A 12716-nucleotide genomic window follows, 5' to 3' on the forward strand; every position below is an offset into this window, starting at 1 on the left:
GACGGCCCGGCCCCGCAATTCTATCGCGCGCCCTTGTGCTGCGCCGCCCTTGCGGCGGGGAACCTCCGCGCGCAACTTGCGCCCGCTTTCAAAGGGGGAGTCGCGATCCGTGAATGGTGCCCATAGCCTGGTCCACACGCTGCTGAAGTCCGGCGTGGACACCTGCTTCGCCAACCCCGGCACCAGCGAGATGCACTTCGTTGCCGCCCTCGACCAGATCCCGGGCATGCGCTGTGTCCTGGGCCTGCAGGAGAATGTCGTCACCGGCATGGCCGACGGCTACTGGCGTATGGCCGGCAAGCCCGCCTGCACCCTGCTCCATTGCGGCCCCGGCCTCGCCAACGGCCTGGGCAACCTGCACAACGCTCGCCGCGCCCGCTCCGGCATCGTCAACATCGTCGGCGACCACGCCACCTACCACCGGCCATTCGACGCCCCGCTGACGGCGGATACCGAGGGCTGGGCCCGCCCGGTCTCCGCCTGGGTCCGCACCAGCTCCTCCTCCGCCGATGTCGGGCGTGACGCCGCGGTGGCCGTCCAGGCCGCCCGCACCGCCCCCGGCGGCATCGCCAGCCTCATCCTGCCCTCGGACGCCTCATGGAACGAGGGCGGCGAGGTCGCCGAGGCCCTGCCCGTGCCCCAGGCCCAGGCCCCCGATCCCGCCGCGGTCCGCACCGCCGCCCGCATCCTGCGGGAGGGCAAGAACGTCCTGATCCTGATCGGTGGCCAGGCTGTGCGTGAGAACGGCCAGGCCCTCGCCTGGCGCATCGTCCAGCACACCGGCGCCAGGCTGCTCGCCGAGGGTTCCAACGCCCGCGTCGCCCGCGGCCGCGGCCGCGTGCAGCTCGAGCGCGTGCCCTATGTCGCCGATGTCGCCATCAAGGCGCTCGCCGATGTCGAGCACCTCATCCTCGTGAACGCCAAGGCCCCGGTCGGCTTCTTCGCCTATCCGAACAAGCCCTCCATCCACTATCCGGCGGGTGCCCAGGTCCATGTCCTCTCCCGCTTCGAGCAGGACCCCGAGGCCGCCCTCCAGGCCCTGGCGGACGAGCTGGGTGCCCCACAGGCCGCCATCCCCGACCCCGGCCCACGCCCTGAGCCCGTCCGCGGCGCCCCGACGCCGGAAGGCCTCGCCCGCACCGTCGCCGCCCTGATGCCCGAGAACGCCATCATCTCCGACGAGAGCGTCTCCTACGGCCGCGGCTTCTACCCCGAGACCCATGCCGCCCCGCCGCATGACTGGCTGCACCTCACCGGCGGCGCCATCGGCGACGGTCTGCCCGTCGCCACGGGTGCCGCCATCGGCGCCGGCGGCCAGCGCCGCGTCATCAGCCTTCAGGCCGACGGCTCGGCCATGTACTCGCTCCAGTCCCTCTGGACCCAGGCGCGCGAGAAGCTGCCGGTTACGACCATCATCCTGTCCAACCGCAAGTACCAGATCCTGATCGGCGAATACTCGGGCGTCGGCGCCAATCCGGGCCCCACCGCGATGAACATGCTTGATCTGGGCAATCCGGACCTCAACTGGGTGAAGCTCGCCGAGGGCATGGGGGTGGAGGCCGCGCGGGCCGAGACCCTGGACGCGCTGGCCGACCTCCTGGCCCAGAGCGTAAGCCGCCCCGGCCCCTTCCTCATCGAACTCGTCGTCTGACGGAGAGCACGTTCATGACCGCCTATCCCAAGGTCCAGCTTCATATCGATGGCGAGTGGCGCGATTCCCGCTCGGGCAAGGTGCTCGAGGTCATCAACCCCGCCACCGAGGAGGTGATCGGCACCGTCGCCCATGCCGGCATCCCCGATCTGGACGAAGCGCTGGAAGCCGCCCAGCGCGGCTTCGAGATCTGGCGCAAGACCTCGGTCTTCGAGCGCTACAAGCTGATGCGAAAGGCCGCCGACATCCTGCGCGGCCGCGCCGACACCATCGCCGCCATGATGACCGCCGAGCAGGGCAAGCCGCTCGTCGAGGCGAAGATGGAGACGCTGGCCGCCGGCGACATCATCGAGTGGATGGCCGAGGAAGGCCGCCGCGCCTATGGCCGCGTCATCCCCGCCCGCGCCGAGGGCATCTACCAGCTCTCGCTGCGCGAGCCCGTCGGCCCCGTCGCCGCCTTCACGCCCTGGAACTTTCCGATCAACCAGGTCGTCCGCAAGCTGTCTGCCGCGCTCGCCACCGGCTGCTCCATCATCGTGAAGGCGCCCGAGGAGACCCCGGCCTCCCCCGCCGAACTGATCCGCGCCTTCATCGATGCCGGCATTCCCAAGGGCGTGGTCCAGCTCGTCTACGGCATCCCCGCCGAGATCAGCGAGTACCTCATCCCGCACCCCGTGATCCGCAAAATCACCTTCACCGGCTCCACCCCGGTTGGAAAGATGCTCGCCGGCCTCGCCGGCCAGCACATGAAGCGCGCCACGATGGAACTCGGCGGCCATGCCCCCGCCATCGTCTTTGACGACGCCGACATCCAGAAGGCCGCCAAGACCCTCGCCGCGTCGAAGTTCCGCAACGCCGGCCAGGTCTGCGTCTCGCCGACCCGCTTCCTGATCCAGGAGCGCAGCTTCGACGAGTTCCTGGAGACTTTCACCACCTACGCCAAGTCGATCAAGGTCGGGAACGGCATGGAGGAGGGGGTTTCCATGGGCCCGCTCGCCAATGACCGCCGCGTTCCCACCATCGAGACCCTGGTGCAGGACGCGGTCGGCCGCGGCGCCAAGCTGCAGACGGGCGGCAACCGCATCGGCAACAAGGGCTACTTCTACGAGCCGACGGTGATCTCCAATCTGCCTCTCGACGCCCGCGCCATGAACGAGGAGCCCTTCGGCCCGCTCGCCCTGGTGAACCGGTTCTCTGACTTCGACGAGGTGGTGCAGGAATCCAACCGCCTGCCCTTCGGCCTCGCCGCCTATGCCTTCACCGGCTCGGCCACCACTGCCCAGCGCGTCGCTGCCAATGTCGAGACGGGGATGATGACCATCAACCATCTCGGCCTCGCGCTTCCCGAAGTGCCCTTCGGCGGCGTGAAGGACAGCGGCTACGGCTCCGAGGGCGGGTCCGAGGCGCTGGAAGCCTATCTCGTCACCAAGTTCGTCACCCAGGCCGGGCTCTAGCCCCGGCTGCGGGCCCGCTGGCAACGGCGGGCCCGAACGACGCGCGAAAGGTCATCGATGCCGTCACGGCTCTGGTCCCTGGGCATCCTCCTCGTCGCCATCGGCATCGCCGCCCATGTGGTCGGCTGGGACACCCTGCTCTGGCTCCCCCGGGTGATCCTCGACTCCTTGTTCTGGGTTCCTGAAGCGCTGATCGACACCATCCGCGCCGCCCCCGGCACCTTCGCCATCATCGCGCTCGGCGTGGTGCTGATGGTGGTGGCCCGCATCAAGGGGCGCCGCCAGGGCTAGATGCCCTGACGAGATCTCACACCCGCAGAACCTTCCATCCTTCCCCGGGGCTCCGCATCACTCTGCCTGCCGCTTGGCCGGCACTCGGCGATGCCTGAGCCAGACCCTCCGGCCACGACAGTTTCGAGACGGAAGCTCAGGCATGACGAACCAGCCCCCCGACCGCCAGCCCTCGAAGCCGGACGCCGCGCACGACGCAAGCACGGCCACGGAGATCGTGGAGCGCGATGCCTGGCTCGACCTCTTCGAGGCCGCACCGGCTCAGGTGAAGGCCACACTCGGGCTGGCGAGCACCACGGTCGGCGCCATGGCCCTGCTGGCCTGCACCGCAATCCCGATCACCGAACTGAACCGCGCGATGGCGGTCGGTGCGGCGAGACCGCCATCCCCGCAGGAGCTTGATGCCGCCCTCGAGTGGCTGGATTACAAGGCCGCTCCAGGCTGGGCACTCCAGATCGCTCCCGCCAACAACACGGGAGCTACAAAGGACGTCATCCGCCGCGAGGGGCTGGAAGCGACCGGTGCGGGCTGGGTCAAGTTCGTGCAGGCACTGCCGGCAGCATCAGATTGGACACCCAGGACGGAGGCGACCGTCAGCCCTCTCGGCATAGGCCAGGCGGAGACCTTCGGGTCCACCGTGCAGGCAGGGTTCGGCCTCCCCGAAGCCTGCGCCGACTGGTTCGCCGCGATCGTCGGCCGGCCGGGCTGGCACTGCTTTCTCTCGACCCTGAACGGTGAGCCGGCTGGCGCCGCCGCCATGTTCCTCTCCGGCAATGCCGCCTGGTGCGGCATGTCCGCCACCTTGCCATCGCATCGCGGCCGCGGCGTGCAGGCCAGCCTCATCGCTGCACGGCTGAAGCAGGCAACCGAACACGGTGCCGTCCTGGCCACCAGCGAGACGGGCAATCCGCCATTGGAGGACGAGCAGGGCTTCTCGTCCTTTCGCAATCAGAAGAGGGGCGGCTTCGCAGCGGTGTACATCCGGCCCAACTTCAAGCGGCCGTCCAAGGCGACCTAGCGCCCGTCATCACCAGAATTGGCACTGTCGCCGAAATGGGCAGAGATCCGGGCCGCAAGTTCCCGCCGCTAGGCCGGCCACTCCAGTCCCGGTTCATACCGCACCGAGACAAAGCAGAGCCCCTCCGCCGGCGCTGTCTGCCCCGCCCGCTGCCGGTCCCGTGAATCCAGTACCGACCGCGGCCAGGACACTGGCCGCGCCCCGCGCCCCACCTGCGCCAGCGTCCCCACGAGGTTGCGAACCTGATGATGCAGGAAGGAGCGCGCCTCCACCTGCACCACGATCTCCTCGCCGAAGCGCGAAACATTCAGCCGGTCCAGCGTCCGTAGCGCGTCCTTCGCCTGACAGGCCGCCGCGCGGAAGGCCGAGAAGTCGTGGTGTCCCAGCAGCCCCTGCGCCGCCTCATGCATCGCAGTGGCATCCAGCCGCTGCGGCACATGCCACACCCGCCCGAGATCCAGCCCCGGCCGCGCTCGCCGGTTCAGGATCCGATACCGGTACACCCGATGCACCGCCGAGAACCGCGCGCTCCACTCCTCGGGCGGCCGCGCTACCGACAGCACGGAAACCGGATGGGGCCGCGTCCGCGTGTTCAGCGCCTCGCGCACCCGCTCAACCGGCAGGTCGGCCGCCAGATCCACCTGCGCGACCTGCCCCTCGGCATGCACCCCGGCATCCGTCCGCCCGGCCGCGCCGACCACAGGCTCCACCCCGCCATTCAGCGGCGCCGCGGCCTCCTCCAGCACCTGCTGCACGGACATCCCGTCTTTCTGCCGCTGCCAGCCGACGAAAGGGGTGCCGTCATACTCGACCAGCAGGGCGTAGCGTGGCATCAGCCCAGCACGGTGCCGGGCGGCACGGGCGTACCGCGCAGGAAGGACCCGGCCTCCATCGCCCCGCGCCCCGCCCGCTGCACGCGCGTCAGCCGCAGCGCCGTCCCGCCGCAGCAGGCCACCAGCAGCGCCTCGTCCAGCACCGTCCCCGGCGCCGCATCCCGCCCCGGCGCCGGCTCGGCCGATAACACCCGCAGCACCTCGCCATTCCAGGCGGTGTAAGCGCCTGGCCAGGGACTCATCGCCCGAACCCGCCGGTCCACGGCCTCGGCCGGCGCGGCCCAGTCCAGCCGCCCGTCCTCCTTGCCCAGCTTCGGCGCATAGCTCGCGCCCTCCTCCGGCTGAGGCACGGGGGAGGGGTCCTCGGCCAGCGCCCGCAGGATCAGCCGCGCGCCCATCTCTGAAAGCCGGTCATGCACATCGGGCGTCGTATCGCGAGGCCCGATCGGCGTGGCCTCCCGCAGCAGCATCGGCCCGGTATCCAGCCCCTCATCCATCCGCATGATGGTGATGCCCGTCTCCGCATCCCCCGCCAGCACGGCCGCATGGATCGGCGCCGCGCCGCGCCAGCGCGGCAGCAGGCTGGCATGGATGTTCAAGCACCCGAGCCGCGGCGCATCCAGCATCGGCTTGGGCAGGATCAGCCCATAGGCGACCACGACAGCCGCATCCAACCCCAGCGCCGCAAAGGCCTCGTGCTCCGTCACATCCTTGCGGACCCGCGCCGGCGTACGAACCGGCAACCCCATCTCCAGCGCGGCCTGGTGAACGGGGCAGGGGGTTTCCCGCTGCCCGCGCCCCGCCGGTCGCGGCGGCTGGGAATAGACCATGGCGACCTCATGCCTAGCGCCAACAAGCGCCCGCAGCGCCGGCACGGAAAAGGCCGGGCTTCCCATGAAGGCCAGCCGCAGCCGGGCAGGGGCGGTCACATCGCCTCCCGCGACTTCAGCTTCTGCTCCTTCAGGAACTTCTTCAGCAGCATGTTCCGCTTCAGCGGGCTCAGCAGGTCGGTGAACATCACCCCGTCCAGGTGGTCGATCTCATGCTGCAGGCAGGTGGCCAGCAGGTCGTCCGCCTCCATCTCCCGCCGAGATCCGTCCAGCTCCCGCCAGCGCACCTTCACCCGCGCCGGCCGCTCCACATCCGCGTACTGGCCGGGAATGGAAAGGCACCCTTCCTCGCGCACCGCCCGCTCGTCGCTGATGGCAACGATCTCGGGATTCACCAGCACCATCGGCTCCGGCTTCTCGTTCCGCTGCAGGTCGAGCACGACCAGCCGAAGCGCCTCGCCCACCTGCGGCGCCGCCAGCCCGATGCCAGGCGCCTTGTACATCGTCGCCAGCATCCGCGGCGCGAGCGCCCGCACCCGTTCCCCGTCGCCCTCGGCCACCGCACGGGCCTTGGCGCGCAGGATCGGCGCGGGGTGGAGCAGGATGGGGAGGAGAGGGATGTCGGTCATGGCGCTTACGGCCGGGATGTAGGGCAGATTGGCGCCCGGCGGAATGCGCGCCGTGCAGGGCAGGTGAACGGGCCGCAACCCCGGCTCCAGCCGCTTGCAACGCACCGTGCGATCGCCAATATCCAAACGGTGGGACGGTGCCTCAATGGGCTGCCCCTCATGGCCTCGCTTCCCGGAGGATGCCGCAAGATGTCCCGCTCGCCGGTCTTCGGATCGCCCTTGTTCCTCGGCTTCGACCATCTCGAGCAGATGCTCGACCGCGTGCAGAAGAACGCCGAAGGTTACCCGCCCTACAATATCGAACAGCTCGCCGCCGACCGGCTGCGCATCACCCTGGCCGTGGCCGGTTTCGCCATGGACGACCTCCAGATCACCCAGGAGGACAACCAGCTCGTGATCCGCGGTCGGCAGAAGGACGATTCTGACGGGCGCGTATTCCTGCACCGCGGCATCGCCGCACGGCAGTTCCAGCGCGCCTTCGTCATCGCCGAGGGCATCGAGATTGAGGGCGCTTGGCTCGACAACGGCCTACTGCATGTCGAACTCCGCCGTCCCCAGCCCGAGGTCCGCGTCCGCAATATCCAGATCAGCGGCCGCACCCGTCCCGTGATGGACGGCCTTGGCTGATCCACCCAGGCCTGATTTCGATCAGGCAGGCGCACTTCCTTCCCCGCCCAGCACCGCCCCGCCGAACCGGGGAGCGGAACGGGCGTTACCAGCCCGCAGGCCATTCCGGCTGCGGGCGAGGAGATAGAGATGAACCCGACCCCGATCACCCTGCGTAACCTCTCCCCGGTCGACTGGGCCCGCTTCGGCGCGCAGGAGATGGCCTATATCCGCCCCGTCACGGTGAACGGCACGCAGGCCGTCGCCATCCACGCCGCGGACGGCACGCCCATCGGCGCCGCCCCCACCGAGGCCCTGGCCATTGCCGCCATCCTCCAGCACGAGATGGCGCCCGTCCTCGTCCACTGAGGGTTGGTGGCCGGACTGATCCGCCGAGGCTCCTCCAGCCTCGGCGTGTCCGCCTCCGACATACCCCAGAGACACGAGGAGGGGGTGAAGAGAGGAGACCTTCTTCTCCCTTCTGGAGCCACGAACGCCCCTAGAGCGTTGGCGTAAGCTTCTCCCGCTTGCGCTGCACCGAGGATGGAATGCGAAGCGCGTCCCGGTACTTCGCCACCGTCCGCCGCGCGATATCCACCCCTTCGGCCCGCAGCCGCTCGACGATGGCGTCGTCCGACAGCACGTCCTCCGCCGTTTCCGCCCCCACCATATCGCGAATGCGGTGCCGGATTGCCTCTGCGGAGAAGCTTTCCCCGCCATGCGTTCCGGCAATCGCAGTTGTAAAGAAGTACTTCAGCTCCAGCGTCCCGCGGGGGGTGGCAATGTACTTGTTGGCGGTCACGCGGGAGACGGTGCTCTCATGCATCCCGAGCTCGTCCGCCACATCCCGCAGGATCAGCGGCCGCAACTGACCGACACCGTGGCGGAAGAATCCTTCCTGCCGCCGCACGATCTCGGCGGCCACGCGCAGGATGGTGTTGGCCCGCTGCTCCAGGCTCCGCACCAGCCAGTTCGCGGCCTGCAGCTTCTCGGCGAGAAACGCCCGGTCCTCCTTGCTGCGCGTGCCAGTATGGGCGGTCGCGTGGAAGCCGCGGTTCACCAGCACGCGCGGCAACGTCTCCGGGTTCAGCTCCAGCATCCAGGTGCCGTCCGGCAGCCGCCGCATCAGCACATCCGGCACCACCAGCGGCGCGACATCCCCATCCGAGTCCACCCCGGGCTTGGGATTCAGCCGGCGGATCTCCGTCACCATGCCCGCCAGATCCTCGGCATCAACGCCGCAAACGCGCAGCAGCCCGGCCGTGTCCCGCCGCGCCAGCATTTCCAGATTGTCCAGCATCGCCTGCATCGCGGGATCCAGCCGGTTCAGCTCCGCCAGCTGCACCGCCAGGCACTCCTTCAGGTCGGCGCAGAACAGCCCGCAGGGGTCGAAGCGCTGCATCCGCCGCCGCACGGCCGCCACCACGGCCTCTTCGCAGCCCAGCGCCTGCGCGATGGCCGCGTCCGTCACCGCCAGCCGCCCCACAGGGTCGAGCAGCGCGATCATCTGTCCGGCGATCAGCCGGTCCCGCACATCGCCGAAGGCCAGCCGTGCCTGCTCGGCCAACAGCTCTCGCAGGGAACGCGGGCGCTCCCCCGCGATCTCCTCCAGGCTCCGCCCGTCCTCATCCCAGGCGTCCGCCCGCGCGCCGCGGGAGGCGGGATACAGCGCATCCCCGCTTTCGTAGCTGGAGGACCAGTCTGCCTCGATCGGGCTGCTCGCCTCCTCCGACATGGTGGGGGAGGATGCCGCCTCGAAGCAGTCCGGCTCCACCGCGACGGGGGCTGCGGGCGCGCTGCCCTCCTCGCGCTCCAGCATCGGGTTGCGCTCAAGCTCCTCCTCCACGAAGGCCGAAACCTCGAGGTTGGAGGACTGCAGAAGCTTGATCGCCTGCCGCAGCTGCGGCGTCATCACCAGCTGCTGCGTCTGGCGGAAGTCCAGCCGTGGCGAGAGGGAGACCACTACCGGCCGCTCCCCCAAAGGGAAGCGGGATGCGCCGGTCCTTCAGCGCCGAAGGAACCGGCCGCCGTCACAGGCTGAACTTCTCGCCGAGATAGACGCGCCGCACGGCCTCGTTCGCCACGATCTCCTGCGGGTCGCCCTCCATCAGCACCTGCCCGTCATGCAGAATGTAAGCGCGGTCGATGATGGCCAGCGTCTCGCGCACATTGTGCTCGGTGATGAGCACGCCGATACCGCGGTTCTTCAGGTGCTTCACGAGGTCGCGGATCTCGCCCACCGCGATCGGGTCGATGCCTGCCAGCGGCTCGTCCAGCAGAATGTAGGCGGGATGTGTCGCCAGCGCGCGTGCGATCTCGCAGCGCCGCCGCTCGCCGCCTGAAAGCGCCAGGGCAGGGGAGCGACGCAGATGCGCGATGCCGAACTCCGCCAGCAGCGAATCCAGCATCCCGTCGCGCCGCTCGCGGTCCGGCTCCACCACCTCCAGCGCCGCGCGGATGTTGTCCTCCACGGACAGGCCACGGAAAATCGAGGCCTCCTGCGGCAGGTAGCCCAGCCCCAGCCGCGCGCGGCGGTACATGGGCAACATCGTCACGTCGTGCCCGTCGAGGAAGACCTGCCCCTCATCCGGCCGCACCAGCCCGGTCATCATGTAGAAAGTCGTAGTCTTGCCCGCGCCGTTCGGCCCGAGCAGACCCACCGCCTCGCCGCGCCGCAGGCTGAGCGACACGCCCTTCACCACCGGCCGCTTCTTGTACCGCTTGCCGAGCGACCGGGCGACGAGACCCGAATCCCCCGGCATCGACCGGACAGAACCGCTCATCGCGGGCGTCCTCCAGCTGCCGGTGCCGGCCGCGCCGCACCAGCGGGCGCCGGCCGTGCCGCGCCGCCCGGCGCCGGCGCGTCCTGCCCCGAGGAGGGCAGAACCAGCCCCTGCACCCGCTGTCCGGGCGCCGAGACGAGGCGCGACACGCCACTGCGAAGGTTCACGATGGCTTCCTGCCCCTGCAACTGGTTCGGCCCGCGCGTGATCCGCACGGAACCCAGCACCCGCGCCATGCCGGAGACGGGGCTGTACACGGCACGATCCCCGCGCACGACCTCGGCCTCGGTCCGGATCTCGACATTGCCGAACACCTCCACCCGGTCGAGTTTCGAGCCCTCACCAGGCACGCGCCGCGGTGCACCGGGCGCGCCCGGTGCCGTGCCCGGCGTACGGATCGCTGGCCCGGCTGGCGCGGGCGCCGCACCCGCGCGGGCCGCCGCCGGCTGCACCGCCGGCGCCTGCTCCAGGAAATAGCCGACCAGCGTGTCCGCCATGATCTGCCGGTTGTCGGCCGTCACCACCTTGGCCGCCCCGCGCGCCACCGCCATGCGGCGGGCGGACCAGTATTCCAGGCTGTCCCGCGCCGTGATCGTGTCGCTCGGCGTCGCCAGCCGCAGGTCGCGCCCGGTGAGCACCATGACGGCCTGGTCCATGTCATAGACCGCGCGGTCGCCCTGCGCGTTGTCGGTCGCGCTGCTGATGCGGACATTGCCTTCCGCCTCCAGCCGCCAGATCTCGCCGCCCGAGAGCGGGCTGTCCCCGGCCGGCGCATCGGCGGGTGCCGCGCCACCCGCCGCGGGCGCCGCGGCCGGCCGCGTCCCCGCGCGCTGGCGGTAGCGGGCGATGAGGCGCGCCGCGTCGATCGTCACCCCCTCGCGCACCGCGCGGGCATTCCCGCGCGCCACAACCACCTGCTCGTTCTGCCGCCACTCGATGCCCTCGGTGGCCGTCACCTCCACCGGCCCGCCGCCGGAAAGGTCCAGCGGCTGCGCCATCGCGTGCGGGCCGAAGGCCAGTGGCGCCAGGCCAAGCAGCGCCAGAAGGCGGTTGCGCATCGGCATCACTGCCCGCCCTCCAGCACCGCGCGGGCATTGCCGGTGAACACAACCACGGCCCCGCGATCGCGCAAGCGGAAGCCCTCGCCCGTCACCGTGCCGAAACTTCCCTGGGCTGCGATCGGGCGGTCGCCCTCCGCATTGCCGCCCTTCACGTCCACCCGCGCCTCCTGCGTCTCGATCAGGGTTCCGTCGTCCTGCCAGATCGTCACGTCGCCCCGCATATCCAGGATGTTCGCGGTTCGGTCGAACCGGCCCGTCCGGCTCTCCGCCAGCATCCATCCCCCACCCGACAGCATCAGGTCCCCGCGCGGCGCGTCCAGGTCCACCACATTGGTGCTGCCCTGTTGCGAAGCGGTGAAGGCCGTGACGTTGAAGGGCCGCCCCTGCTCGTCCACGCCCTGGTAGCGGGGGTCCACCACCCGCACGGAATCCGGGGCCACCCGGCTCATCCGGCGGAAGGAGAGCCGTGCATTCTCGCCCTCGCGCTCGAATTCCGGCCACAGCACGATGGCGCTCAGCAGGGCCAGCGCCCCCACGGGCAGCAAGTACTTGAGGAACCGCACCATCACACGGCGCCGAAGGATCGAGCCCCTGGTGTAGGACCGCCGCGCGCGGGACGGCACCGGCCGCTCCCGCCACTCCGGGAAGGCAGCGGATGCCTCGGAAGCGGGGTGCAGACCCTGGCCCGCAGGCGCGGCCCCGCCTGGTGCCCGGGCACCATCAAGGTCCTGGGCGCCGTTCGGCACGGCATCGGCAGGCGAGGGGGCTCGGGCGCTCACCCCCTCTGTATGGAGCCGCCCGCCGAAGCGGTCAACGCGAATGGAAAATCACTACAACCAAGAATCGTGCCACAGTGTTGCAGCCCGTGGTCAATGCGAGAAGACGTCCGTCTCCGCATAACCCAGCAAGTCGAGCGCGCCGCGCACCGGCAGGAAGCGGAAGCAGGCCTCGGCCAGCTCCAACCGCCCCTCCCGCCGCAACAGCCCCTCCAGCCGCGCCCAGAGGGCGTGAAGATGCAGCACGTCGGAAGCCGCATAGGCCAGCTGCTCCGGTGTCAGCTCCGCCGCTCCCCAGTCGCTGCTCTGCTGCTGCTTGGAGATATCCACCCCCAGCAGCTCCCGGCATAGCTCCTTCAGCCCGTGACGGTCCGTGTAGGTTCGCACGAGACGGGAGGCGATCTTCGTGCAGCGCACCGGCGCTACCTCCACGCCCAGCGCCATCTGCAGCATCGCCACGTCGAAGCGCGCGTAGTGGAACAACTTCACCACGCCGGGGTCCGAAAGCAGCGCGCGTAGATTCGGGCAATCCGCATGGCCGTTGCGCAGTGGCGGCCCACCTAGTCTCGCCGGCCGGATCTGCACGCAATGCGCGGTGCCATCACCGGATGAGAGCTGCACCAGACACAGCCGGTCCCGCCGCGGATCCAGCCCCATCGTCTCGGTGTCCACGGCAACGACCGGTCCGAGCGAGAGCCCGTCCGGCAGGTCATCCCGGTGCAAATAGATGGGGTTCGACATGAAGAGGGCGGTTCCCATCGGGGAGCGTTCCACCCGCTCTATC

The 12716-nt window shown here is 70.0% G+C and carries 14 protein-coding genes; 6 read left to right on the top strand and 8 right to left on the bottom strand.

What is annotated here, in order from left to right:
- The first annotated feature begins 109 nt into the window (after positions 1-109).
- From ACVBD7_RS04795 to ACVBD7_RS04810, 4 genes are all read left to right on the top strand, one after another.
- Entirely contained in the window at positions 110-1651 is a 1542-nt protein-coding gene (locus ACVBD7_RS04795; RefSeq protein WP_458096361.1) for an acetolactate synthase large subunit, read from the top strand.
- Between the two features lie 14 nt (positions 1652-1665).
- Positions 1666-3105, top strand: a complete 1440-nt coding sequence (locus tag ACVBD7_RS04800) for an NAD-dependent succinate-semialdehyde dehydrogenase (RefSeq protein WP_458096362.1) — start codon at positions 1666-1668, stop codon at positions 3103-3105.
- Between the two features lie 57 nt (positions 3106-3162).
- Positions 3163-3396: a hypothetical protein gene (locus tag ACVBD7_RS04805; protein ID WP_458096363.1), complete on the top strand. Its 234-nt coding sequence runs from the start codon at positions 3163-3165 to the stop codon at positions 3394-3396.
- 142 nt (positions 3397-3538) lie between these two features.
- A complete protein-coding gene (locus tag ACVBD7_RS04810) occupies positions 3539-4414 on the top strand; it encodes a GNAT family N-acetyltransferase (RefSeq protein WP_458096364.1) in 876 nt (291 codons plus the stop codon).
- 68 nt (positions 4415-4482) lie between these two features.
- On the opposite strand, the gene truA is transcribed toward ACVBD7_RS04810, so the two are convergent.
- Genes truA through def form a run of 3 tightly spaced genes read right to left on the bottom strand, consistent with a single transcriptional unit; the run spans position 4483 to position 6706 of the window.
- The gene (truA, locus tag ACVBD7_RS04815) at positions 4483-5247 is read right to left on the bottom strand and encodes a tRNA pseudouridine(38-40) synthase TruA (RefSeq protein WP_458096365.1); all 765 of its coding nucleotides are present in this window, start codon (positions 5245-5247) and stop codon (positions 4483-4485) included.
- Positions 5247-6158 (bottom strand): methionyl-tRNA formyltransferase, encoded by a 912-nt coding sequence (gene fmt, locus ACVBD7_RS04820; protein ID WP_458097638.1) that lies wholly within the window; start codon positions 6156-6158, stop codon positions 5247-5249. Before fmt ends, truA begins: the two co-directional genes overlap by 1 nt.
- Positions 6159-6172: 14 nt before the next feature.
- Positions 6173-6706, bottom strand: coding sequence for a peptide deformylase (gene def / locus ACVBD7_RS04825; protein ID WP_458097639.1), 534 nt, complete (start codon positions 6704-6706; stop codon positions 6173-6175).
- A gap of 189 nt (positions 6707-6895) precedes the next feature.
- On the opposite strand from def, the gene ACVBD7_RS04830 reads away from it, so the two are divergent.
- Together ACVBD7_RS04830 and ACVBD7_RS04835 are read left to right on the top strand one after the other, a co-directional pair.
- Entirely contained in the window at positions 6896-7333 is a 438-nt protein-coding gene (locus ACVBD7_RS04830) for an Hsp20 family protein (protein WP_458096366.1), read from the top strand.
- A gap of 129 nt (positions 7334-7462) precedes the next feature.
- Positions 7463-7681 (top strand): DUF1150 family protein, encoded by a 219-nt coding sequence (locus tag ACVBD7_RS04835; RefSeq protein WP_458096367.1) that lies wholly within the window; start codon positions 7463-7465, stop codon positions 7679-7681.
- 130 nt (positions 7682-7811) lie between these two features.
- On the opposite strand, the gene rpoN is transcribed toward ACVBD7_RS04835, so the two are convergent.
- The 5 genes from rpoN to ACVBD7_RS04860 all read right to left on the bottom strand — a co-directional run bounded on the left by rpoN (position 7812) and on the right by ACVBD7_RS04860 (position 12691).
- On the bottom strand, positions 7812-9275 hold the full coding sequence (gene rpoN, locus ACVBD7_RS04840; protein ID WP_458096368.1) for an RNA polymerase factor sigma-54: 1464 nt from the start codon (positions 9273-9275) through the stop codon (positions 7812-7814).
- A 67-nt stretch (positions 9276-9342) separates the two neighbouring features.
- Complete coding sequence (gene lptB / locus ACVBD7_RS04845; RefSeq protein ID WP_458096369.1) at positions 9343-10095, bottom strand: LPS export ABC transporter ATP-binding protein; 753 nt, start codon at positions 10093-10095, stop codon at positions 9343-9345.
- Positions 10092-11159, bottom strand: a complete 1068-nt coding sequence (locus ACVBD7_RS04850) for an LptA/OstA family protein (protein WP_458096370.1) — start codon at positions 11157-11159, stop codon at positions 10092-10094. The genes lptB and ACVBD7_RS04850 overlap by 4 nt, the downstream gene beginning before the upstream one ends.
- Positions 11159-11935 (bottom strand): LPS export ABC transporter periplasmic protein LptC, encoded by a 777-nt coding sequence (gene lptC, locus ACVBD7_RS04855; protein WP_458096371.1) that lies wholly within the window; start codon positions 11933-11935, stop codon positions 11159-11161. The genes ACVBD7_RS04850 and lptC overlap by 1 nt, the downstream gene beginning before the upstream one ends.
- A gap of 90 nt (positions 11936-12025) precedes the next feature.
- A complete protein-coding gene (locus ACVBD7_RS04860) occupies positions 12026-12691 on the bottom strand; it encodes a ribonuclease D (RefSeq protein ID WP_458096372.1) in 666 nt (221 codons plus the stop codon).
- Between the last annotated feature and the right edge of the window lie 25 nt (positions 12692-12716).

This window comes from Roseomonas sp. WA12, assembly GCF_054165765.1.

Bases quoted from the DNA above. Each gene is read 5' to 3' on its own strand.
- ACVBD7_RS04835 (WP_458096367.1), top strand. From the start codon at position 7,463: ATGAACCCGACCCCGATCACCCTGCGTAACCTCTCCCCGGTCGACTGG.
- ACVBD7_RS04800 (WP_458096362.1), top strand. From the start codon at position 1,666: ATGACCGCCTATCCCAAGGTCCAGCTTCATATCGATGGCGAGTGGCGC.
- ACVBD7_RS04810 (WP_458096364.1), top strand. From the start codon at position 3,539: ATGACGAACCAGCCCCCCGACCGCCAGCCCTCGAAGCCGGACGCCGCG.
- ACVBD7_RS04850 (WP_458096370.1), bottom strand. From the start codon at position 11,159: ATGCCGATGCGCAACCGCCTTCTGGCGCTGCTTGGCCTGGCGCCACTG.
- ACVBD7_RS04805 (WP_458096363.1), top strand. From the start codon at position 3,163: ATGCCGTCACGGCTCTGGTCCCTGGGCATCCTCCTCGTCGCCATCGGC.
- ACVBD7_RS04830 (WP_458096366.1), top strand. From the start codon at position 6,896: ATGTCCCGCTCGCCGGTCTTCGGATCGCCCTTGTTCCTCGGCTTCGAC.
- ACVBD7_RS04860 (WP_458096372.1), bottom strand. From the start codon at position 12,691: ATGGGAACCGCCCTCTTCATGTCGAACCCCATCTATTTGCACCGGGAT.
- truA (WP_458096365.1), bottom strand. From the start codon at position 5,247: ATGCCACGCTACGCCCTGCTGGTCGAGTATGACGGCACCCCTTTCGTC.
- def (WP_458097639.1), bottom strand. From the start codon at position 6,706: ATGACCGACATCCCTCTCCTCCCCATCCTGCTCCACCCCGCGCCGATC.
- lptB (WP_458096369.1), bottom strand. From the start codon at position 10,095: ATGAGCGGTTCTGTCCGGTCGATGCCGGGGGATTCGGGTCTCGTCGCC.